Annotated in this window: 23 protein-coding genes and 1 pseudogene; 17 read left to right on the top strand and 7 right to left on the bottom strand. The window is 61.7% G+C overall.

The window, feature by feature from the left end; all coding sequences use genetic code 11:
• Positions 1-114 precede the first annotated feature (114 nt).
• The 4 genes from msuE (at position 115) to V5E99_RS19085 (ending at position 4,303) form a co-directional block, all read left to right on the top strand.
• On the top strand, positions 115-678 hold the full coding sequence (gene msuE, locus V5E99_RS19100) for an FMN reductase (RefSeq protein WP_499803831.1): 564 nt from the start codon (positions 115-117) through the stop codon (positions 676-678).
• A 10-nt stretch (positions 679-688) separates the two neighbouring features.
• Positions 689-1,834, top strand: a complete 1,146-nt coding sequence (gene ssuD / locus V5E99_RS19095) for an FMNH2-dependent alkanesulfonate monooxygenase (RefSeq protein ID WP_499803830.1) — start codon at positions 689-691, stop codon at positions 1,832-1,834.
• 155 nt (positions 1,835-1,989) lie between these two features.
• Positions 1,990-3,177: an acyl-CoA dehydrogenase family protein gene (locus V5E99_RS19090; RefSeq protein WP_499803829.1), complete on the top strand. Its 1,188-nt coding sequence runs from the start codon at positions 1,990-1,992 to the stop codon at positions 3,175-3,177.
• A gap of 22 nt (positions 3,178-3,199) precedes the next feature.
• Complete coding sequence (locus tag V5E99_RS19085) at positions 3,200-4,303, top strand: sigma-54 interaction domain-containing protein (protein ID WP_499803828.1); 1,104 nt, start codon at positions 3,200-3,202, stop codon at positions 4,301-4,303.
• On the opposite strand, the gene V5E99_RS19080 is transcribed toward V5E99_RS19085, so the two are convergent.
• Entirely contained in the window at positions 4,300-4,665 is a 366-nt protein-coding gene (locus V5E99_RS19080; RefSeq protein ID WP_499803827.1) for an antibiotic biosynthesis monooxygenase, read from the bottom strand. The genes V5E99_RS19085 and V5E99_RS19080 overlap by 4 nt on opposite strands.
• Positions 4,666-4,759: 94 nt before the next feature.
• On the opposite strand from V5E99_RS19080, the gene soxR reads away from it, so the two are divergent.
• On the top strand, positions 4,760-5,227 hold the full coding sequence (gene soxR / locus V5E99_RS19075) for a redox-sensitive transcriptional activator SoxR (protein ID WP_499803826.1): 468 nt from the start codon (positions 4,760-4,762) through the stop codon (positions 5,225-5,227).
• Positions 5,228-5,351: 124 nt separating this feature from the next.
• Here soxR and V5E99_RS19070 read toward each other — a convergent pair whose 3' ends face one another.
• The 3 genes from V5E99_RS19070 to V5E99_RS19060 all read right to left on the bottom strand — a co-directional run bounded on the left by V5E99_RS19070 (position 5,352) and on the right by V5E99_RS19060 (position 8,090).
• On the bottom strand, positions 5,352-6,122 hold the full coding sequence (locus tag V5E99_RS19070) for a MetQ/NlpA family ABC transporter substrate-binding protein (protein WP_499803825.1): 771 nt from the start codon (positions 6,120-6,122) through the stop codon (positions 5,352-5,354).
• Between the two features lie 85 nt (positions 6,123-6,207).
• Positions 6,208-6,873 (bottom strand): methionine ABC transporter permease, encoded by a 666-nt coding sequence (locus V5E99_RS19065; protein WP_499803824.1) that lies wholly within the window; start codon positions 6,871-6,873, stop codon positions 6,208-6,210.
• Between the two features lie 2 nt (positions 6,874-6,875).
• Entirely contained in the window at positions 6,876-8,090 is a 1,215-nt protein-coding gene (locus V5E99_RS19060; protein ID WP_499803823.1) for an SfnB family sulfur acquisition oxidoreductase, read from the bottom strand.
• A 317-nt stretch (positions 8,091-8,407) separates the two neighbouring features.
• Between V5E99_RS19060 and V5E99_RS19055 the strand changes: the two genes are divergently transcribed.
• The 4 genes and pseudogenes from V5E99_RS19055 (at position 8,408) to V5E99_RS19040 (ending at position 12,298) form a co-directional block, all read left to right on the top strand.
• Positions 8,408-8,866: a VOC family protein gene (locus tag V5E99_RS19055; RefSeq protein ID WP_499803822.1), complete on the top strand. Its 459-nt coding sequence runs from the start codon at positions 8,408-8,410 to the stop codon at positions 8,864-8,866.
• A 188-nt stretch (positions 8,867-9,054) separates the two neighbouring features.
• Positions 9,055-9,930 (top strand): alpha/beta fold hydrolase, encoded by an 876-nt coding sequence (locus tag V5E99_RS19050; protein WP_499803821.1) that lies wholly within the window; start codon positions 9,055-9,057, stop codon positions 9,928-9,930.
• A 97-nt stretch (positions 9,931-10,027) separates the two neighbouring features.
• Positions 10,028-11,326, top strand: a complete 1,299-nt coding sequence (dctA, locus tag V5E99_RS19045; RefSeq protein ID WP_499803820.1) for a C4-dicarboxylate transporter DctA — start codon at positions 10,028-10,030, stop codon at positions 11,324-11,326.
• Between the two features lie 56 nt (positions 11,327-11,382).
• Positions 11,383-12,298, top strand: a pseudogene (locus V5E99_RS19040) (LysR substrate-binding domain-containing protein).
• A gap of 90 nt (positions 12,299-12,388) precedes the next feature.
• Here the strand turns inward: V5E99_RS19040 and leuD are convergent.
• Positions 12,389-12,997 carry a 3-isopropylmalate dehydratase small subunit gene (gene leuD, locus V5E99_RS19035; RefSeq protein WP_499803841.1) on the bottom strand — a complete coding sequence of 203 codons (609 nt, stop codon included), beginning with the start codon at positions 12,995-12,997 and terminating at the stop codon, positions 12,389-12,391.
• A gap of 2 nt (positions 12,998-12,999) precedes the next feature.
• The gene (leuC, locus tag V5E99_RS19030) at positions 13,000-14,421 is read right to left on the bottom strand and encodes a 3-isopropylmalate dehydratase large subunit (RefSeq protein ID WP_499803819.1); all 1,422 of its coding nucleotides are present in this window, start codon (positions 14,419-14,421) and stop codon (positions 13,000-13,002) included.
• A gap of 390 nt (positions 14,422-14,811) precedes the next feature.
• On the opposite strand from leuC, the gene V5E99_RS19025 reads away from it, so the two are divergent.
• From V5E99_RS19025 to V5E99_RS18990, 8 genes are all read left to right on the top strand, one after another.
• On the top strand, positions 14,812-16,008 hold the full coding sequence (locus tag V5E99_RS19025; RefSeq protein ID WP_499803818.1) for a PepSY-associated TM helix domain-containing protein: 1,197 nt from the start codon (positions 14,812-14,814) through the stop codon (positions 16,006-16,008).
• Positions 16,005-16,547 carry a PA2404 family protein gene (locus V5E99_RS19020; protein ID WP_499803817.1) on the top strand — a complete coding sequence of 181 codons (543 nt, stop codon included), beginning with the start codon at positions 16,005-16,007 and terminating at the stop codon, positions 16,545-16,547. Before V5E99_RS19025 ends, V5E99_RS19020 begins: the two co-directional genes overlap by 4 nt.
• Entirely contained in the window at positions 16,544-16,873 is a 330-nt protein-coding gene (locus tag V5E99_RS19015) for a hypothetical protein (protein ID WP_499803816.1), read from the top strand. The genes V5E99_RS19020 and V5E99_RS19015 overlap by 4 nt, the downstream gene beginning before the upstream one ends.
• Positions 16,874-16,875: 2 nt before the next feature.
• On the top strand, positions 16,876-17,448 hold the full coding sequence (locus tag V5E99_RS19010) for a DUF6162 family protein (protein WP_499803815.1): 573 nt from the start codon (positions 16,876-16,878) through the stop codon (positions 17,446-17,448).
• Between the two features lie 35 nt (positions 17,449-17,483).
• Positions 17,484-18,410: a metal ABC transporter substrate-binding protein gene (locus tag V5E99_RS19005; protein ID WP_499803814.1), complete on the top strand. Its 927-nt coding sequence runs from the start codon at positions 17,484-17,486 to the stop codon at positions 18,408-18,410.
• A 146-nt stretch (positions 18,411-18,556) separates the two neighbouring features.
• Positions 18,557-19,255: a metal ABC transporter ATP-binding protein gene (locus tag V5E99_RS19000; protein ID WP_499803813.1), complete on the top strand. Its 699-nt coding sequence runs from the start codon at positions 18,557-18,559 to the stop codon at positions 19,253-19,255.
• Positions 19,255-20,154 (top strand): metal ABC transporter permease, encoded by a 900-nt coding sequence (locus V5E99_RS18995; protein WP_499803812.1) that lies wholly within the window; start codon positions 19,255-19,257, stop codon positions 20,152-20,154. The genes V5E99_RS19000 and V5E99_RS18995 overlap by 1 nt, the downstream gene beginning before the upstream one ends.
• The gene (locus V5E99_RS18990; RefSeq protein WP_499803811.1) at positions 20,154-21,065 is read left to right on the top strand and encodes a metal ABC transporter substrate-binding protein; all 912 of its coding nucleotides are present in this window, start codon (positions 20,154-20,156) and stop codon (positions 21,063-21,065) included. The genes V5E99_RS18995 and V5E99_RS18990 overlap by 1 nt, the downstream gene beginning before the upstream one ends.
• 252 nt (positions 21,066-21,317) lie before the next feature.
• Here the strand turns inward: V5E99_RS18990 and V5E99_RS18985 are convergent, their stop codons facing one another.
• Positions 21,318-21,545, bottom strand: coding sequence for an MbtH family protein (locus V5E99_RS18985; RefSeq protein WP_007990131.1), 228 nt, complete (start codon positions 21,543-21,545; stop codon positions 21,318-21,320).
• Between the last annotated feature and the right edge of the window lie 49 nt (positions 21,546-21,594).

Raw genomic sequence — 21,594 nt, 5'->3', positions numbered from 1 at the left:
GCCAGCAGCGCTGAAAGCCCCGTAAAACGGGGCCTTGCAGGATTGGTACAGGTCTTGCTCAAGCCCAGTGACTCTTCACTGCTCCCTGAGCAACTGTTTAAAAAGGAACTGATCATGTCGCGTCCACTGAACGTCGTTGCCCTCTCCGGCGGTACCTGGCGTCCGTCCCGCACCCTGGTGCTGACCCAAGCCCTGTTGGCCGAACTCGGCGAGCAATTGCCGATCGAGAGCAAACTGATCGAACTGGGCGACATCGCCCGGCCATTGGGCGCGGCGCTGTCCCGTCAGGAACTGAGCGCCGAGATCGAAGCCGAGCTGCAAGCCATCGAAGGCGCCGACCTGCTGATCGTCGCCGCACCGGTTTATCGCGGCTCCTACCCGGGCCTGCTCAAGCACCTGTTCGACCTGATCGACCTCAATGCGCTGATCAACACCCCGGTGTTGCTGGCCGCCACCGGTGGCAGCGAGCGGCATGCGTTGATGCTTGATCATCAGTTGCGACCGCTGTTCAGTTTCTTCCAGGCCCTGACCCTGCCGATCGGCGTCTACGCCACCGAAGCCGATTTCTCGAATTATCAAATAACCAGTGAGCCCTTGAAGGCCCGCATTCGCCTTGCTGCAGAACGCGCCGCGCCGCTGTTTGGCGTGCACCCCAACAATCTGCTGAAAATCGCTTAAGGATCTTTTCATGGATGTTTTCTGGTTTCTGCCGACCCACGGCGACGGTCATTACCTGGGCACCACCCAGGGCGCCCGCCCGGTGACGCTCAACTATCTGAAGCAAGTGGCGCAAGCCGCCGACAGCCTGGGCTACCACGGTGTATTGATTCCCACCGGGCGCTCCTGCGAAGACTCGTGGGTGATCGCCTCGGCCCTGGTGCCGTTGACCGAACGCCTGAAATACCTGGTGGCGATTCGTCCGGGGATCATCTCCCCGACCGTTTCGGCGCGCATGGCCGCCACCCTGGATCGTTTGTCCAACGGCCGTTTGCTGATCAACGTGGTGACCGGTGGCGACCCGGACGAAAACCGTGGCGACGGGATCTTCCTCGACCACAGCGAACGCTACGAAGTCACCGACGAATTCCTGCAGATCTGGCGCCGGGTGCTGCAAGGCGAATCCGTCGACTTTGAAGGCAAACACCTGCAAGTGCAGAACGCCAAGGCGTTGTATCCGCCGGTGCAGAAACCCTATCCGCCGCTGTACTTCGGCGGTTCGTCCGAAGCGGCCCATGAACTCGCTGCCGAACAGGTCGACGTGTACCTGACCTGGGGCGAACCACCGGCCGCCGTGGCGGAAAAACTCGCCGATGTGCGTGAACGTGCCGCACGCAACGGGCGCACGGTGAAGTTCGGGATTCGCCTGCATGTGATCGTGCGCGAGACAGCCGAAGAGGCGTGGAAAGCCGCCGACAAACTGATCGAACACATCAGCGACGACACCATCGCCGCTGCGCAGAAATCGTTTTCGCGCTTTGACTCCGAAGGCCAGCGGCGCATGGCGGCGTTGCATGACGGGCGTCGCGACAACCTGGAAATCTCGCCGAACCTGTGGGCCGGTGTCGGCCTGGTGCGTGGCGGTGCCGGGACCGCGCTGGTGGGCGATCCGCAGCAAGTCGCGGCGCGCATCAAGGAGTACGCGGACCTGGGGATCGAGAGCTTTATCTTCTCCGGCTATCCACACCTGGAAGAGGCGTATCGCTTTGCCGAACTGGTGTTCCCGCTGCTGCCGGAACCCTACGCCAGCCTGGCCGGTCGCGGCGTCACCAACCTTACCGGACCGTTTGGCGAAATGATCGCCAATGACGTGCTGCCCACTAAAGCCACGGCCTGATCCCAGCCGCCGGGTCTGCCCCCGGTAGGAGCTGACGAGTGAAACGAGGCTGCGATCTTTTGATCCTGTTTGTAAAAGCAAAATCAAAAGATCGCAGCCTCGTTTCACTCGGCAGCTCCTACAAGGGTTCTGATTGACATATAAGGAACGCCCGCGTGACTGCCAAACCGCAAAACGCCCTGCTATCCCCGTTGCAGACTGCCCGTCAACTGGCCGCCAAATTTGCCCTGACCGCCGTCGAGCGTGATGAACGCGGCGGTACGCCCAAAGCGGAACGTGACGCCTTGCGCAACAGCGGTCTGCTCGCCTTGAGCATTCCCACCCAGTACGGCGGGCTCGGCGCCAGTTGGAGTGACACCCTGACCATCGTGCGCGAGTTCGCCAAGGTCGACAGCTCGATTGCCCATGTCTTCGGCTTTCATCACCTGATGCTCGCCACCGTGCGCCTGTTCGCCAAACCCGAGCAATGGCAGCCCTGGTTCGAACAAACCGCGCGCAAGAATTGGTTCTGGGGCAACGCCCTGAACCCGCTCGACACCCGCACCGTGGTGAAAAACCTGGGCGGCTGGCGGGAGTTTTCCGGCAAGAAAAGCTTCTGCTCCGGCGCCACCGATTCACAAATGCTGATCGCCTCGGCGGTCGACGAAAGTGCCGGCGGCAAGCTGTTGATCGCCGCCATTCCCAGCGGTCGCAGCGGCATTACCTTGCACAACGACTGGAACAACATGGGTCAGCGCCAGACCGACAGCGGCAGCGCAACCTTCGAGCGGGTACGGGTCGAGGAATCGGAACTGCTGCTCGATCCGGGGCCGTTGAGCACACCGTTCGCTTGCCTGCGCCCGTTGATCGCCCAGTTGACCTTCACCCACATGTTCCTCGGCATCGCCGAAGGCGCGTTTGAAGAAGCCCGGCAATACACCCTGACCGAAACCCGGCCCTGGCATAAATCCAGCGCTCAGGATGTGCGTCAAGATCCGTACATCCTTGGCCACTACGGCGAGTTTTGGGTCGCCCTCGAAGGCGTCCGGTTGCTGGTCGAGCGCGCCGCCGACCTGCTCGACAAGGCCTGGGCCAAAGGCCCGAACCTCAGCGCCGAAGAACGCGGGCACTTGGCGACGGCCATCGCCACAGCCAAGGTGGCCGCCACGCGCAACGGTCTGGAACTGTGTAGCCGCTTGTTCGAAGTCACCGGCGCACGCTCGACCCACGCCTCACTGCGACTGGATCGCCACTGGCGCAACCTGCGCACGCAAACCCTGCACGACCCGGTGGATTACAAACTCCATGAGCTGGGTGATTGGGCACTGAACCAGTCCCTGCCGGTTCCGACTTTCTATTCCTGACCTTCTCTTCATGGAGCCTGCCATGCAACTGCTGACCCTACCGCCCTCGCCCGCCCTGGCCACGTCGATTCGTGCCACTGCGCAGGTGTTCGAAGACCCGAAATCCCAGGCCTTGCTCGCGCATTTGCAACAGGTCGCCCCGAGTGAAGCCAGTGTGCTGATCATCGGTGAAACCGGCACCGGCAAAGAGTTGGTGGCGCGGCACATCCACAACCTCAGCGCTCGACGTAACCGGCCGTTCGTGGCGGTGAACTGCGGTGCGTTCTCCGAATCGCTGGTCGAGGCTGAACTGTTCGGCCATGAGAAAGGCGCGTTCACCGGAGCGTTGAGCGCCAAGGCCGGGTGGTTCGAAGAGGCGGATGGCGGCACCTTGTTCCTCGATGAAATCGGCGATTTGCCGATGGCGATCCAGGTCAAATTGCTGCGTGTATTGCAGGAGCGTGAAGTGGTGCGCCTGGGCTCGCGCAAAAGCATTCCCATCGACGTGCGGGTGCTGGCGGCGACCAACGTGCAACTGGAGAAAGCCATCAATGCCGGGCACTTCCGCGAGGATTTGTATTACCGCCTCGACGTGGTCAGCCTGGAGCTGAGCCCATTGCGCGACCGTCCGGGCGACATCCTGCCGCTGACCCGGCACTTCGTCGAATCCTACAGCCAGCGCCTCGGCTACGGCACCATCACCATCAGCAAAGAAGCCGAACTGAAACTGCGCAGCTACAGTTGGCCGGGCAATATCCGCGAACTGGAAAACGTCATTCACCACACGTTGCTGATCTGCCGTAACAGCGTGATCGAACGCGATGACCTGCGCCTGTCGAACATGCGCATCGAGCGTCAGGACGATCACCACGGCAATGTCGATGATTCCCCGGAAGCCTTGCTCGACCGGGCGTTCCAGAAGCTTTTCGAAGAACAGGCCGGGGCGCTGCACGAAAAGGTCGAAGACGCGTTGTTGCGCGCGGCATACCGCTTCAGCCATTACAACCAGGTGCACACCGCTGCGTTACTGGGCTTAAGCCGCAACGTGACCCGCACGCGTTTGATCAAGATTGGCGAACTGGCGGTGAACAAACGCCGGCCGACGGAAAACGTCCAGGGCGAGCGCTTGATGCAGTTATCGATCTAGCTGACCAGGTTGCAGTGCAACGCGTTGTCATGACTGCGTTCCAGGCTGTGCAGCACCTGGAACGAGCCGAAGGTCACGGTTTTCGCCTGATGGGCGCGGATCAGTTGCCAGAAATCCTGCTCGCCGCTTTCAAAGCCCTTGAACGCGGCCTCTCCGGCCTCGCGGGATTGCCATTGCAGGTAATTGAGCACTCGCCGGCCATCGTCGCTGGCCTGGATGCTCGCACTCAAGAACCCGCTGAAATCCTGGGCCAGGCGTTCGGTCTGGGCCGACAGTGCCGACACCAGCGCCGGTTGTTGATGCGGTTCGATCTCGAATTCGATCAGTTGGGTAAAACTGCGGTTTTTCTCTGACGTCTGCATGAATAGTCCCCACTCACCTGTAAGCCGTTTCTTGCGATCCGAAGGCGTGCAGGGTAAAACCTCGAGCTAACTAGAGGTCAAGGGACTTTTTCAAATGATCACCCCGGAGCACCTGCACAAGGAACTTAGCGTCGGCCAGGTCGCCGCCCGCAGCGGCGTGGCCGTCACCGCCCTGCACTTTTATGAAACCAAGGGTTTGATCAAAAGTTATCGCAATCAGGGCAATCAGCGCCGTTATCCACGGGAAGTGCTGCGCCGGGTGGCGTTGATCAAGGTCGCGCAGCGGCTGGGCATTCCGCTGGCGGAGATTGGCCAAGCGTTGCAGAACTTGCCGGACAACCGTGCGCCGACGGCGGCGGACTGGAAGGTGTTGTCAGCGCAATGGAGCCGGGATCTGGATGAGCGGATCAATCAACTGACATTGTTGCGGGATCGGCTCAATGGCTGCATCGGCTGTGGGTGTTTGTCGATGGAAGCGTGTCCGTTGCGCAATTTTGGCGATGTGCTGGGGGAGCGTGGGACGGGGGCGCAGCTGTTGGAATCGGGGGCTGATCCGGAATAGGTGTTGCGGCCTTCGCGGGCAAGCCTTGCTCCTACAAGTTTGGCGGCGTTCACGCGATCACGAACGACACACATCCGTAGGAGCAAGGCTTGCCCGCGAAGGCGTCTTCAAAACTGACCGAAGCTTAGAACCCCGGCGCAATCTGCCCTTTGTAGCGGGTCAGGATGAACTGGCGAACCTCATCGGAATTCAACGCCTTGGCCAGTTTCTGGATGCGCGGGTCGTTGATGTTGTCCGGGCGGGCGACCAGGAACTCGATGTACAGGCTCTTGCCCTTCTCGACGATCAACGCACTGTTGGTGTCGATCCCCGCTTCAAGAGCGTAGTTGGCGAAGACAAATGCCAAGTCCACCTGACTGACCGAACGGGCCAGCAACGCCCCTTCCAGTTCACGAATTTTCAGGTGTTTCGGGTTGTCGATAATGTCGCGCTGGGTGGCCAGGGTGTTGCTCGGGTCCTTGAGTTTGATCAGCCCCGCTTCGTGCAACAGCACCAGCGCGCGACCGGTGTTCACCGGGTCATTGGGGATCGACACCGTGGCGCCGTCCTTCAATTCGCTGATGTTTTTGATCTTGGTCGAGTACGCGCCAAACGGTTCGATGTGCACGCCGACCACCGGCACCAGGTCGGTGTGGCGGGTTTTGTTGTAGTCATCGAGGAACGGCCGGTACTGGTAATAGTTGGCGTCAAGGTTCTTCAGCGCCAATTGCTGATTGGGCTGGATAAAGTCGGTGAAGACCTTGATGTCCAGGTCCACGCCTTCCTTGGCCAGGGTTGGTTTGACGAATTCAAGGATTTCCGCGTGCGGCACCGGAGTGGCGCCGACGACGAGTTTTTCGTTGGCGTGAACGCTGAACGACAGGACGGCAGCCAGAATGGCCAGGGTCTTTTTCATGCTAGGTGCTCCAAGGCAGATTGAATGGCCGTCGTGGGGCGGACGTGGGGCCTGATTGTTTGTTGAATCAAATGGAATTGAATGTTTAGCGTCGGGAGTAGCGCGCCACCAAGCGGTCGCCGGTCATTTGCAGGGCCTGGACCAGGACCAATAACAGCACCACGGTGACCACCATCACGTCGGTCTGAAACCGCTGATAACCGTAGCGAATCGCCAGGTCCCCCAGCCCGCCGCCACCGATCACCCCGGCCATCGCCGTGTAATCCACCAGCACAATCGCGGTGATCGTGACCGCCGCCAGTAACCCTCCCCGGGCCTCGGGCAACAAGGTGTGGCGGATGATTTGCCACATGGTGCCGCCCATCGCCTGGGTCGCTTCCACCACCCCGCGATCGACTTCGCGCAACGCGGTTTCCACCAGCCGCGCGAAGAACGGCGTGCAGCCCACCACCAGCGGCGGAATCGTTCCCGGTACGCCAAGGGAAGTGCCCACCAGCAACGTGGTCAGGGGAATCAGCACGATCAGCAAAATGATGAACGGCAGCGAACGCAGCATGTTCACGATCACCGACAACACCCGGTAAACCCCGACCGCTTCATGCAACTGGCGTTTACCGGTGAGGAACAACACCACCCCCAGCGGCAGCCCGAGCAATACGGTAAAACCGAGGGCCGCACCGAGCATGCTCAAGGTGTCGAGGCAGGCCTGGGCGATGTCGGCCCAGTAGATGTGTTTGAGTAACTCGGCCATGGTCAGGACCAGTCGTGGCGCGGTGGTTTCACGCCGTTGAGCAGCCAGTTGCCGACCACGTGGTATTTCCAGCGCACCGGGTCGTGCAAGGTGTGGACCCGGGCATTGCGCCAGTGCCGGTCGAAATTGTGCTTGCGCAAGGTCGAACGGGTACCGCCGAGTTCGAAGAGTTTGTTGCTGGCCTCAATCGCAATTTCGGTGGTCAGCACTTTGGCTTTGGCCACGGCCAGTGAGGCCTGGGCAACGTTGTCCTCATCCGGTGCCGGACGCGCCGCATCGAGTGCCCGACCGGCCCGCTCCAGCAAGGCTTCGGCCGCTTCCAGGCGAATCTCCAGACCACCGACTTGAATGATGGTCAGCGGATCTTCACTGGCCTTTTCCACCCCGGCATCGATCCATGGCCGAGCGAATTGCTGAACGAAGGCAATGGTGTCGCGCAGGGCCGCCCGGGCGATCCCGGCATCGATCGCGGCGGTGGTCAGTTGGGCGAACGGCCCGGCCAGGGTCGGGCTTTCGTAAGAGCGATAGGTCGGGAACACGTTGAAGGCTGGCACGTGCAGGTCCTCGGCCAGCACGGTGCCGCTGGAAGTGGTGCGTTGGCCGATGCTGTCCCAGTCATCAACGATCACCAGCCCCCTCGTACCGCGCTCGACGAACGACAACTGGCCCTTCTGCTCTTCATCCACGGCCAGCACCGCCAACCAATGGGCGTAGAGCGAACCGGTGCAATAGCCCTTGCGCCCGTTGATCACATGACCGTCGCCATAACGGCGAATGGTCGCCCGAATGTCCTGCACGTTCTTGCCGCCGGTTTCCGACAGCGCGTTGGCAAACCGATGACCTTGCAGCGCCAGGCGGAAGAAATGTGCTTGCTGCTCCGGGGTGCCTTGCAGGCGAATGTCTTCGAGCAGGCAGTAGTGGTTTTGCGGGATCTGCCCCAGGGACGGATCGGCCGCCGAGATGATCGCAATCACCTGCGCCAGCACCGCGTAGGACACCTGCGCACCGCCGAACTCCCGAGGCACGCTGATGCCCCACAAACCGCTGTTGGAATACAGGTCGACGACCTCGGCCGGCACCTGGCGCGTGCGGTCGCGCTCGGCGTCCTGCTCCAGTAAAACGGCGGCGACGCGCTTGGCGACACGCAAGGCTTCGGCCTCGTCGGCGATCCGATGAGCGGCCGACGGGTTGATCGGATAAACGGCAGATTCAGGCATACAAGAGACTCTCGACAACAGTGTTTAAGGGAGTCATTGCAGCTTCTGTGCCGACTGTATCGATCAATGTTTTCGGGGGTTTTAGCGGATTTCGGGATGACAAACCCGGGCAATCTGCTGCTTCACTGTTGATGGCTGAACAGTGGCGTTTTTGCGCCCAAACCCGTAGGAGCTGCCGAAGGCTGCGATCTTTTGATCTAGATTTTTGGTGACGTGGGCATTGAGGAGATCAAGGGCAAAGTCAAAAGATCGCAGCCTTCGGCAGCGCCTACTATATTTGTTGGCTCACGATATTTTTTTCCCTTGGGAGAACCGTCATGAGCGTCAAACCCATTCCAGAGGGTTATCACAGCATTACCCCGTACCTGGGCATCCAGAAAGCAGCCGAAGCCATCGAGTTCTATAAAAAAGCCTTCGGTGCCATTGAAGTCATGCGCTTGAGCATGCCCGACGGCGGCATTGGCCACGCCGAACTGCGGGTCGGCGATTGCCCGGTCATGCTCGGCACGCCGTGCGATCAAGGGCCGTTGAGCAATCCCGACAAGTCACCGTCCGTGGGCCTGCACCTGTATGTGACCGATGTCGACAAGTCCTATGCCAAGGCGATTGCCGCCGGTGCCACGGTGGTGTCCGAGGTCAAGGACCAGTTTTATGGCGACCGCTCCGGGACCTTGAAAGATCCCTATGGGCATTTGTGGTTTTTGGCCACGCGCAAGGAAGACCTGACGCAGGCGCAGATTGAACAGCGGGCCAAGGAGCTGTTTAGTCAGGGTTGAGCCCTGAAAAGATCGCAGCCTTCGGCAGTTCCTACGCCGGACGCATTCCCCTGTAGGAGCTGCCGAAGGCTGCGATCTTTTGACCTTGCCACTACACACTTCATGAACAACCACCCCACGCTTTGCGCCTTGCCGTAACCCCCGAACAATTTCAGGATGCAGGCAACTACAACAAGGAGTCATTCCCCATGTTCGCCGGATTCCTGAAAGACCAGCGCCACGTCAACGGCGTGGACATCGCCTACCGCATCGGCGGCACCGGGCCGGGTTTGCTGTTGCTGCACGGTCACCCGCAAACCCACGTCATCTGGCACAAAGTTGCCGAGCAACTGGCCGAGCATTTCACCGTGGTCACCGCCGACCTGCGCGGCTACGGCGACAGCGCTAAACCGCCGGCCAACGATCACCACACACACTATTCCAAACGGGAAATGGCCAAGGACGGCGTAGAGCTGATGCAGTCCCTGGGCTTCGAACGTTTCTCGGTGTTGGCCCACGACCGTGGCGCCCAGGTTGCCCATCGCCTGGGGCTGGATCATCCCGACAGCGTGCAACGCATGGTGCTGCTGGACATCGCGCCGACCCTGTCGATGTACGCGCAAACCAACGAAGCCTTCGCCCGCGCCTATTGGCACTGGTTCTTCCTGATACGTCCGGCGCCGTTGCCGGAAACCCTGATCGAAGCCGATCCCGAAGCCTATCTGCGCAGCGTCATGGGCAGCCGCAGCGCCGGGCTCAAGCCGTTCACCCCCGAAGCCTTTGGCGAATACCTGCGTTGTCTGAAACTGCCCGGCACCGCCCGGGGCATCTGCGAGGACTACCGCGCCAGCGCCAGTATCGATCTGGATCACGACCGCGCCGACATCGACGCTGGCCGTCACCTGAATCTGCCGCTGCTGGTGTTATGGGGCGCCGAAGGCACGGTCGGCCGTTGCTTCGAGCCGCTCAAGGAATGGCAACGGGTAGCCACCGACGTGCGCGGCAAAGCCCTGCCCGCCGGCCATTACATCGCTGAAGAAGCGCCCGAGCTGCTGCTCGCCGAAGTCCTCGGCTTCCTGCGCTAACAGCCGCAACAGCCTGACCTGAATCCACCTCCCACCGCGGGCCGTCACTGGCCCGTGCGGGATCGGCCTGCCCGAAAAACCTCTGGAGATAATAAAAATGACACTCAGAAAACTGCTGGGAACCCTCTACGTGCAGGTGCTCATCGCCATCGCGATGGGCATTGCGATCGGGCATTACTGGCCGCAAGTCGGCATCGACCTCAAGCCGTTGGGCGACGGCTTTATCAAACTGATCAAGATGATCATCGGCCCGATCATCTTCTGCACCGTGGTCTCCGGGATCACCAGCATGCACGACGTGAAACAGGTGGGCCGGGTCGGCGGCAAGGCGTTGCTGTATTTCGAAGTGGTGTCCAGTATCGCGCTGTTGATCGGCTTGCTCGCCGCCCATGCATTGCATCCGGGCGCCGGTTTCAACATCGACGTGAAGACCCTCGACACCTCGGCCATCGCCGGGTTTGTCGGCCAGGCCCAACACGGCGAAGGCGTGACCGGGTTTCTGTTGCATGTGATTCCGACGACGTTTTTCGAGGCGTTTTCCCAGGGCGAAATTCTCCCGGTGTTGTTCGTGTCGGTGCTGTTCGGGATTGCGCTGGTGATGGTCGGGGAAAAGGGTCGGCCGCTGGTGGGCATCATCAATCAGGCCAGCGAGGTGTTTTTCCGCATCGTCGGCATTATCAGCCGCGTGGCGCCGATCGGTGCGTTCGGCGCGATAGCGTTCACCATCGGCAAGTACGGCCTCGGCTCGTTGTTGCCGCTGCTGAAACTGATCGGCACGTTCTACCTGACGGCGTTTATCTTCGTCGCCTGTGTACTGGGCAGCATCGCCCGTTACGCCGGGTTCAGCATTTTCAAATTGCTCGCGTACATCAAGGCTGAGCTGTTGATTGTGCTGGGCACCAGCTCGTCGGAATCGGCGCTGCCGCAGTTGATCCAGAAACTCGAAAGCCTCGGCGCGTCGAAAGGTGTGGTCGGCATCGTGGTGCCGACTGGGTACACATTTAATCTGGACGGCACCAACATCTATATGACTCTGGCGGTGCTGTTTCTGGCCCAAGCGACCAATATTGACCTGACCCTGGAGCAGCAATTGACCTTGCTGGCGGTGGCGATGCTCACCTCTAAAGGTGCAGGCGCGGTAGTCGGCGCGGGGTTCGTGGCGTTGGCCGCGAGCCTGGCGGTGGTGCCGACCGTGCCGGTGGCGGCGATGGTGCTGATCCTCGGCGTCGACCGCTTCATGGCCGAATGCCGGTCACTGACCAACATCATTGGCAACGCGGTCGCCGCGTTGGTGATAGCCGCGTGGGAAGGTGAACTGGACCGCAGCAAAATGGCGCCGATTGCCCTCAAGCGCGGGCGCCATGCCCGGGCCGCGGCCAAGCTTTCCGCGGAATAATCAACCTGCGCTCCGATGCTATGCTGGCGGCTCATGCCGCCAGTGCTCGTTCTGCCATGACCCTCAAGAAAGACACCGTGCCCCTACCCGAAGACTTGCGCGTTTTACTCACCGTCATCCGCAAAAACGGGTTCGCCGCCGCCGCTGATGAACTGGGGCTGTCCCCTGCCTATGTCAGCAAACGCATCCAGATTCTCGAAACCACCCTCGGCACCCGCCTGCTGCATCGCACCAGCCGGCGCATTGCGCTGACCGAGGACGGCGAGCGGGTGCAGCGCTGGGCCTTTGCGCATTCTCGATGACTTCCAGCAACTGCACGACGAACTCTCCGACGCCCACGACAGCCCTCGCGGGCGTCTGCATCTGTGCAGCAGTTTCGGTTTCGGCCGTAATCATGTGGCGCCCGCCGTGTCGTTGCTGGCCGAGCGTTATCCGGAGCTGGAGATTCGCCTGGACCTGTTCGACCGGGTGGTGGACATCGTCAGCGAAGGCTTCGACCTGGAGATCCGTGTCGGCGATGACATCCCCGGCCAGCACATCGGTCGGCGGCTGGTGAGCAATCGTCGGGTGTTGTGCGCGGCGCCCGGTTATCTGGAGCGACACGGTACGCCGCAAACGCTCAATGATCTGGAACAGCATCATTGCCTGGTGATCAAGGAGCGCGACAACGCGTTCGGCATCTGGAACCTGGAACGCGACGGGGTTCAGGAGAGCGTGCGGGTCAGCGGGCCGTTGTCGTCCAACAACGGCGAGATTGTCTTGCAGTGGGCACTGGATGGGCGCGGGGTATTGCTGCGTTCATTGTGGGATGTGAAGCCGTTGCTGGAGCAAGGCCGGTTAGTGCAGGTACTGGCGGATTACACCCAGAGCGCGAATGTCTGGGCGGTGTATCCGACGCGGTTGGCGTATTCCGGGAAGTTGCGGGCTTGTGTGGAGTTTTTGCAGGAGCATTTCAAGGGGTTGTCGGTTTAGACGATCAAGATCAAAAGATCGCAGGCTTCGCCAGCTCCTACGGGGTTTTGTGTCCCCCTGTAGGAGCTGCCGAAGGCTGCGATCTTTTCCTCAAGACAACCAGGGATTCGCGGCCAGATGATCTCGCTCAAAAGCCTTGATCTGCTCACTACGCTGAAGCGTGCTGCCAATGGCATCAAGCCCCAGCAACAACGCAGTCTTGCGCAAGGCATCAATCTCAAACGGGATAACCTGACCATCGTTCAGGCGAATCTGCTGCGCTTCCAGATCGACGCTGATTTCAGCACTGTCCGGCTGGCTCACCACCCGCCCCAGCCGCTGCAACACCGCCTCGTCCAACGTAATCAACAACACCCCATTCCTTTGGCAATTGTCATAAAAAATCCCGGCAAAACTTGAGCCGATCAAGGCACGAATCCCCATCTGCTTCAAACCCCAAACCGCGTGCTCCCGGCTCGACCCACAGCCGAAATTCGGCCCGACCACCATGAAACTCGCGCCCTGCCAGCCCGGTTGATTGAGCACGAACTCAGGATTGAGCGAACCGTCCGGCAAAAACCGCAGGTCGAAGAACAACCCGCGATCCAGCCCGACGCGGTCGATACCCTTGAGAAATTGCTTGGGCATGATCACGTCGGTGTCGATATTGGCCGCCAGCATCGGCGCGGCGTTGCCGCTGACGTGGGTGAACGGTTGCAGGCTCATGCGCGGTCTCCAAAGTGGCGAATGTCGGTCAGACGCCCGGTGATGGCGGCGGCAGCGACCATCGCCGGGCTCATCAAATGGGTGCGGGCGCCGGCGCCCTGGCGGCCTTCGAAATTGCGGTTGGTGCTGGAGGCGCAGCGGTCGCCCGGCGCCAGCACGTCGTCGTTCATCGCCAGGCACATCGAGCAACCGGACTGGCGCCATTCGAACCCTGCGTCGATAAAGATCGCCGCCAGGCCTTCGGCTTCGGCCTGGTCGCGCACTTCGGTGGAACCCGGCACGATCATCGCCCGCACATGGCTGGCGACATGTTTGCCGCGCACCACACTGGCGGCGTCGCGCAGGTCTTCGATGCGCGCGTTGGTGCAGGAGCCGATAAACGCATGGCTGATGACGATTTCGCTCAGCGGCATGCCGGCCTCCAGGCCCATGTAGTTCAGGGCGCGGCGCATGTCCTGGCGCAGGATCAAATCGCTGACGGCTTGTGGGTCCGGCACCCGTGCGCCAATGGGCGAAGCCTGATCCGGGCTGGTGCCCCAGGTGACCATCGGTTCCAGGGTGCTGGCGTCCAGCGCCACTTCGCGGTCGAATTGCGCGTCCGTGTCCGTGTGCAAGGTGCGCCACTGTTCTACAGCGCGATCCCACAACGCACCTTTGGGGGCACGGGGTTTGTCCTTGAGGTAGGCGAAGACCTTCTCGTCCGGTGCCATAAACGCACCGCGAGCCCCCGCCTCCACCGCCATGTTGCAAATGGTCATGCGCGCTTCGACGCTCAAGGCATCGATGGTCGAACCGCGAAATTCGATGGCGTAACCGGTGGCCCCCGACGCGCCGATCTGGCCGATCAGCGCCATGATCACGTCCTTGGAGGTCAGCCCGGTGGCCAGTTCGCCGTCCACGTTCACGCGCAGGCTTTTCAGGCGTTTGTAGACCAGGGTCTGGGACGCCAGCAGGTGTTCGATCTCCGATGTGCCGATGCCGAAACCGAACGCCCCAAGGGCACCATAAGTGGTGGTGTGGCTGTCGCCCGCAGCGATGACCATGCCCGGCAGGATGAACCCCTGCTCCGGGGCAATCACGTGTTCGATGCCCTGGCGTTTATCGAGGATGTCCAGCAGTTCAATGCCGAAGTCCCGGCAGTTTTCCGCCAGGTACGACACCTGCCGCGCCCCGCCGGCATCCGGCATCGTAGCGATGCGCACCGGCGCGGTGGGGTTGACGTGATCGACCACGGCCAGCGCGGTTTCCGGGCGCCAGACAGTGCGTTTGGCCTCGCGCAAACCGCTGAAGGCTTGAGGGCTGGTGTATTCGTTGATGACCTGGCGGTCGATGTACAACAGGACGTGGCCCTGGTCATCGAGGCGACACACCGTGTGGGCATCGATGTGTTTGTCGTAGAGGGTTCGGGCTCGGGTCATGGCGGTGCTCGCTCGGGGGACGTCTGGGTTCCATCTTAAGGAGCGCGGGTTGGGCATCAATGGGCGGAGGGTGATGGCTTGGAACATGGATCGTGTTGGATCAGAGGCAAGATCAACAGATCGCAGCCTTCGGCAGCTCCTACATGGACCGTGTTCGCCGCAATGGCGGAGACCATCAATCCTGTAGGAGCTGCCGAAGGCTGCGATCTTTTCAAAAACAGGAACGCGAAACATTTACTTTCATATACCCGTTCGGGATTTGCCCTACTCATCCGTCCTATATAGATGCAGTCAGGCCGCGTAGGCAAAAGCCACGGCCGGACCTTTCAGGGGTCACCGTGCGACGAAGCCCGTGGCAGAGGCCCTCTCATCGAAACAAGACCTTCAATCATGTCGAAGAAATCCCGTTCCAAACTCTGGTTTCTGGTCCATAGCTGGCTGGCGCTGCCGATCTGGTTTTTCGTGTTGATCGTCTGCGTGACCGGGACCCTGGCCGTCGTCAGCCAGGAAATCGTCTGGCTGGCCAACCCGCAAATGCGTGCCAGCCCGCCGTCGGACGATGCGCCGCTGCTCAGCTACGACCAGATTCTCGCGGCCATGAAGAAAGCCGAGCCGCACACCCTGGTCCAGGCCATCAGCCGTCCCGACGAATCGCACTTTGCCCTCGACGTCGATGTCAGCTACCCCGACGGGCGCTCGCTGACGGTCTACGTCAACCCCTACAGCGGCGTGATCCAGGGCGTCGCGCCGCAGTTCAACTTCAAGGCCTTCACCCGCGCGCTGCATGGCTGGTGGCTGGTGCCGTTCACCAATGGCTATAGCTGGGGCTGGTACCTGGTGTCGTTCCTCGGCCTGCCGCTGCTGGTGTCGCTGATCACCGGGCTGGTGGTCTACAAGAAGTTCTGGAAAGGCTTTCTGCGCCCGACCCTGCGCATTCGCCATGGCGCACGGATTTTCTGGGGTGACTTCCACCGGCTCAGCGGGATCTGGTCGATCTGGTTCATCGCGGTGATTTCCATCACCGGCACCTGGTTTCTGATTCAGGCCCTGCTCTTCGATAATCAGGTGTCCATCTCCAGCGCACCGATCATTCCCTCCATGGCCCGTGAAGCCGTGCCGCTGTCGCCGGACGGTACGCCGCCCGCGCAGATCGATATCGACCGTGCGATTGAAATCGCCCTGCAGAAGATCCCGGGGCTGGAAGCCAGTTTTATCAGCCTGCCGGGCAATGCCTACAGCCATATGGATGTGGGTGGCCGCGGTTGGTACCCGCTGATGTTCCAGACCGCGACCATCAACCCGTACAACGGCGAAGTCGCCGCCACGCGGCTGATCTCGGACCGAAGCGCGCTGGAGTTTGTAACCGAGTCCATGCGCCCGCTGCACACAGGGGATTTCGGCGGGCTGTGGATCAAGCTGATCTGGTTCTTCTTCGGCCTGGTGCTGAGCATGATGGTCCTCAGTGGCCTGCTGATCTGGACCAAGCGCACCGCCCTGGCCACCGCCAACGCGCTCAAGCGCAGTAAAAAGAAAGAACACAGCGCCTCGGCGCAACCGAGTCGTGAAACGTCGGAGGCCAGCCTGTGAGCAAATCCATCACTGCCCCGCAACCCTCGCGCCTGAGCGTGCTTTGGCACAAATGGCGATTCCATCTGAACATTCTGTTGCTACTGATCCCTTTGGGTTTCATGCCCAAGTACTTCAGTGAAGCCGCGCTGTTTCGCGGTGACACCGGTCTGGGCGAGCGGGAAATCGGCGAGATCCAGGTCGGCCCGTGGAGCCTGCGCCTGGCCGAGTTGCGCGATGAAGGCCCCCGCGCCGATGGCCCGGCCGGTTATCTCAAAAGCTTCAATGCCGCCTTGTGCGACGCCTGCATCGAACCGGTCAAGGCCACTTACCTGCGCATCGGCAAACCCCGCAGCCTGCGCGCCGCCGGGGTGATTTTCTTCGGCACGCCGTACCGCATGGGCGCTTCGGTGCCGGTGCCGGAAAAGACCAAAACCGACGCCGAGCTGTGGATCACCATGGAAGGCTGGGACGGCAGCATGCACCAGGCCTCGATCCCCCTGAGCCAGGCATCCCCGGCCACCATCGCCTGGCTGAACAAACACGGAGGCAAACCATGATTAACGTTCTACGCCCGCTGCGCGCCGCACTGCTGGTGCTCGGCGCCGGTTTCAGCGCCAGCGCCCTGGCCCACAACCCGATGTGCGAGTGCAAGGCGATCGATGCCGAGCAGATCAAATGCACCGGCGGCTTCTCCGACGGCAGCGGCGCGCCGGGGGTGACCCTGGACGTGATCGGCTACGACGAAACGATCCTGGTACCGGGCAAACTCGGCAGCGATTCGACCCTGACCTTCAAGAAACCCGGCGCGGAGTTCTACGTGCTGTTCGACGCCGGTCCCGGCCATGTGGTCGAGATCGACCAAGCCGACATCGAGGCGCCCTGAACATGAGTACGCCCACTACGCAAATCGTGCGCCCGGCCGGTGCCGGCCATGAAACCCTCTATGTGTTGCTGTTGTGCCTGATGATCCTGGCGGTCGCCGGTTCGGTGGTTGCCTGGCGTCATGAATCCCAGGAAGTGAGCAGCGTCGGCAGCCATCAACTGGATGCGCGCCGCGACCTGAGTGCCTCTGAGCAAGGTATCTACGCCGATCTGCGGGTGACCCTGGACGAGATTCACTTGCTGCGTCAGGAGCAAACCGCGCTACCCACGCCTCAAGCCCTGGCCGACGAAGGCTTTGCGCCGTTTGCCCAGGACGCCAGTTCGGTCAGCCGTGGCGGCCATGCCTGGCAGTTGCTGGCGGCCAAGGCGTATTTCGGCCAGAGCCAGGCGCCCACGGTGGCCGGTTCGTTTCTGATGCGCCTGACCGCCAATGACGATGCGCCGGACGTCTGGCTCAACCGTGGCAAAACCCTCAGCGCCCCGACCGACCTGACGGACGCCGCGCTCGAAAGCGCTGGCTGGCAGCAGATCGTCGCGCAATTCGATGCCGGCGTGACCCGCCAGCACCGGCACTGAACCCTCGCCTTCACCCGAGAGAAGACCGTTTTCCCATGCCTATTTCATCTCAACGTTCTTTCCTGCGCCTGTTGTTGGTCGGGTTGTTTGCCCTATTGCTGACGCCCCTGGCCAGTGCCGATCAGGCCAAGCGCCTGCGCATCGGCATCACCCTGCATCCTTATTACAGCTACGTGGCCAACATCGTCGGCGACAAGGCTGACGTGGTACCGCTGATCCCGGCCGGTTTCAACCCCCACGCCTACGAGCCGCGCGCCGAAGACATCAAGCGCATCAGCGGGCTGGACGTGATCGTGCTCAATGGCGTGGGCCATGACGATTTCGCCGACCGCATGATCGCTGCCAGCGAAACCCCGAACATCCCGGTAATCGAAGCCAACGAAAACGTGCCGCTGCTGGCCGCCACCGGCGTCGCCGCGCGCGGTGCCGGCAAAGTGGTCAACCCGCACACCTTCCTGTCGATCAGCGCTTCGATTGCCCAGGTCAACAACATCGCCCGGGAGTTGGGCAAGCTCGACCCGGACAACGCCAAGACCTACACCCAGAACGCCCGCGCCTACGGCAAACGCCTGCGGCAGATGCGCGCCGACGCCCTGGCCAAACTGACCCAGGCGCCCAACGCCGAGCTGCGGGTAGCCACGGTCCACGCGGCCTACGATTACCTGCTGCGCGAGTTTGGCCTGGAAGTCACCGCCGTCGTCGAACCGGCCCACGGCATCGAGCCGAGCCCGAGCCAGTTGAAAAAAACCATCGACCAACTGCGTGAACTGGACGTGAAGGTGATCTTCTCCGAGATGGATTTCCCGTCCACCTATGTCGACACCATCCAGCGTGAATCCGGGGTGAAGCTGTACCCGCTGTCGCACATTTCTTACGGCGAATACACCGCCGACAAGTACGAAAAGGAAATGACCGGCAACCTCAACACCGTGGTGCGGGCGATTCAGGAGTCGGGCTCATGACGGCGAAAGAAACCCTCACCCCGAACAACCCCGAATCCCCTGTGGGAGCGAGCTTGCTCGCGATGGCAGTGGGTCAGCCAACATCATCGCCAAATGACACTCCGCCATCGCGAGCAAGCTCGCTCCCACCGGTACTGGGGCCGACTTTGGATTTTGCGGAGGTCAGCCTGACGTTGGGTCGTACGACGATCCTCGACAACGTGACCTTCCAGGTCCAGCCCGGCACCGTGCATGCCCTGGTCGGCCCGAACGGTGGCGGCAAGAGTTCGCTGATCAAGACCTTGCTCGGGCAGATGCCCCATCAGGGACGCCTGAGCCTGCAATGGCCCGGCGAGCCCGGCACCATCGGCTACGTCCCACAAGCCCTGGAATTCGACCGCGGCTTGCCGATGACCGTTGATGATTTCATGGCCGCCATGTGCCAGCGGCGCCCGGCGTTTCTCGGTGTGAGCAAACACTACGCCGCCGCGATTGGCGAGGCCCTGGAGCGGGTCGGCATGCAGGACAAACGCAAGCGGCGCATGGGCGCCTTGTCCGGTGGTGAACGCCAACGGGTGTTGCTGGCCCAGGGCTTGATCCCGGCGCCGCAGTTGCTGGTGCTCGATGAGCCGATGTCGGCCCTCGATGAAGCGGGCATCCAGGTGTTCGAACGGTTGCTCGGCGACTGGCGCCAAAGCGGCATCACGGTGCTGTGGATCGAGCACGACCTGGAAGCCGTCGGGCGTCTGGCCGACCGGGTCACCGGGCTCAATCGCCGGGTGCTGTTCGACGCCACGCCGAAACAGGCACTGACGCCGGAACGCTTGCTCACCCTGTTTTCGACCCATCCACGGAGCGCTGTCTGATGAGTTATGAAGCCTTTCGCTTGATGGTCCAGGGCTGGGCCTCTGCGGGTTACCTGCCGGAAGCGCTGGCCTATGGTTTTGTGGTGAACGCACTGCTCGCCGGGTTGTTGATCGGCCCGGTACTGGGCGGGTTGGGCACGCTGGTGGTGGTCAAGCGCTTCGCGTTTTTCTCCGAAGCGGTAGGCCACGCGGCGCTGACCGGCGTGGCTATCGGCATCCTGCTCGGCGAACCGTACACCGGCCCATATGGCAGCCTGTTCGGTTACTGCTTGCTGTTTGGCATCTTGCTTAATTACCTGCGCAACCGCACGGGGCTCGCGCCGGACACATTGATCGGGGTGTTCCTCTCCGTGTCGTTGGCACTGGGCGCCAGCCTGCTGCTGATTCTGGCGGGCAAGATCAACGTGCACATTCTGGAAAACGTGCTGTTCGGTTCGGTGCTGACGGTCAACGGTAATGACCTGCTGGTGCTGGCCATCGTCGGTTCGCTGGTCATGGCCCTGGCCCTGCCGCTGTACAACCGCATCATGCTCGCCAGTTTCAACCCGCAACTGGCGGCGGTGCGCGGGGTGGCGGTGAAGACCCTGGATTACCTGTTCGTGATTCTGGTGACGCTGATCACCGTGGCGGCGGTGAAAGTCATCGGCGCGATTCTGGTCGGTGCGTTGCTGGTGATTCCGGCGGCGGCGGCGCGGTTGCTCAGTCAGTCGCTGAAGGGGTTTTTCTGGTGCTCGGTGGCCATTGCGACGATCAGCACCTTGTGCGGGATTCTCGCGCCGATTGTCTTCGACCTGCCGATCCCGTCCGGCGCCGCGATCATTCTGGTTGCCGGCATCGCTTTCGCCCTGTCCGCCATTGCGCGCGGCGTCGTCCCCAGCCTGAAAGGGAACCTCGGATAATGTCTTTTTCTCTACGACAACTGACCCTGGCCATCGCCCTGTGCGGCTTGGCCCAAAGCTCTTTTGCGGCGGACAGCGCCAAGCCATTGCGCGTACTGGCCTCCTTGCCGATTACCTATGGCCTGGGCGAAGTCTTGCTCAAAGGCACCGATGTCAGCCTCGAACGGGCAGCGCCGGACAATTTGCCTGGCAGCCGGCAGACCGCCTACTTCACCGGGCGTGGCGCGCCGGCGCTGGCCAAACTGGCGACAGACGCCGATGCGGTGATCGGCCTGCGTTCGCTGTGGGCGGACGACCCGCTCTACCCCATCGCCCGTCGCAGCAACATCCGCATTGTCGAAGTCGACGCCGCCCGCCCGGTGGACGGCGCCCTGCCAGGCATTGCCGTGCAGCCGGGCAATAAAGTCGACGGTTTGAACAGTCAGCCGTGGCTGGCGAGCAACAACATGGGGCGGATGGCGGACGTGATGGCGGCGGATCTGGTGCGCCTGGCGCCCACCGCCAAACCGAAAATCGAAGCCAATCTGGCCGCCCTCAAACAGCGTTTGCTCAAGCTCAGTGCCGACAGCGAAGCACGCTTGGCCAGCGCCGATAACCTCACGGTGATGAGCCTGAGCGATCACTTTGGCTACCTGATCGGCGGGCTTAATCTGGAACTGGTCGGCCTCGATGCGCGGCCGGATGCCGAGTGGACACCGGAAGCGCTCAAGCAATTGGGCGCGACGTTGAAGGAGCATGATGTGGCGGTGGTGTTGCATCATCGCCAGCCTTCGGAGGCGCTGAAAGCGGTGATCAGCGAGGCCGGGAGTCGGTTGGTGGTGTTGAGTACCGATGCGCCGGACCCGGTGGCCGAACTGGAGGGGAATGTGGATTTGCTGATCAAGGGGTTGAGCGACGGGCCTTCGGCCTGAGATCAAAAGATCGCAGCCTTCGGCAGCTCCTACGGGTGTTGGGTTCGCCTGGGGAATCACGGGGGGCCTTCGGCCTGGGATCAAAAGATCGCAGCCTGCGGCAGCTCCTACGGGTGTTGGGTTCGCTTGGGGAATCACGGGGGGCCACGGTCAATGTAGGAGCTGCCGAAGGCTGCGATCTTTTGATGTTCAATGCCAACAAAAAGCCCGTTGACCTTAGCGGTTCAACGGGCTTTTTGTTACGCGGTAACGTTAGTGAGCCACAGCCGCCTGCTCTTCCATCTTCTGGCGCAAGCTCAGCGGACGCATGTCGGTCCAGGTTTCTTCGATATAGGCCAGGCATTCCTTCTTCAGGCCACTCTTGCCCACGGTACGCCAGCCTTGTGGCACGGCTTTGTAGTCGGGCCAGATCGAGTACTGCTCTTCGTGGTTGACCACGACCTGAAAGAGGATGTCCTCGCGGTCGAATACTGACGTCATGGTGTGTCTCCATCGCTGTAAGGGTGGGCTGCACTGCGCGTGCAGCCGG

Source organism: Janthinobacterium sp. LPB2021202312-11-4 (assembly GCF_037049705.1).
Taxonomy (GTDB): domain Bacteria; phylum Pseudomonadota; class Gammaproteobacteria; order Pseudomonadales; family Pseudomonadaceae; genus Aquipseudomonas.
Note: the sequence above shows the minus strand (reverse complement) of the source record. Positions and strands in the feature narration are given on the sequence as shown.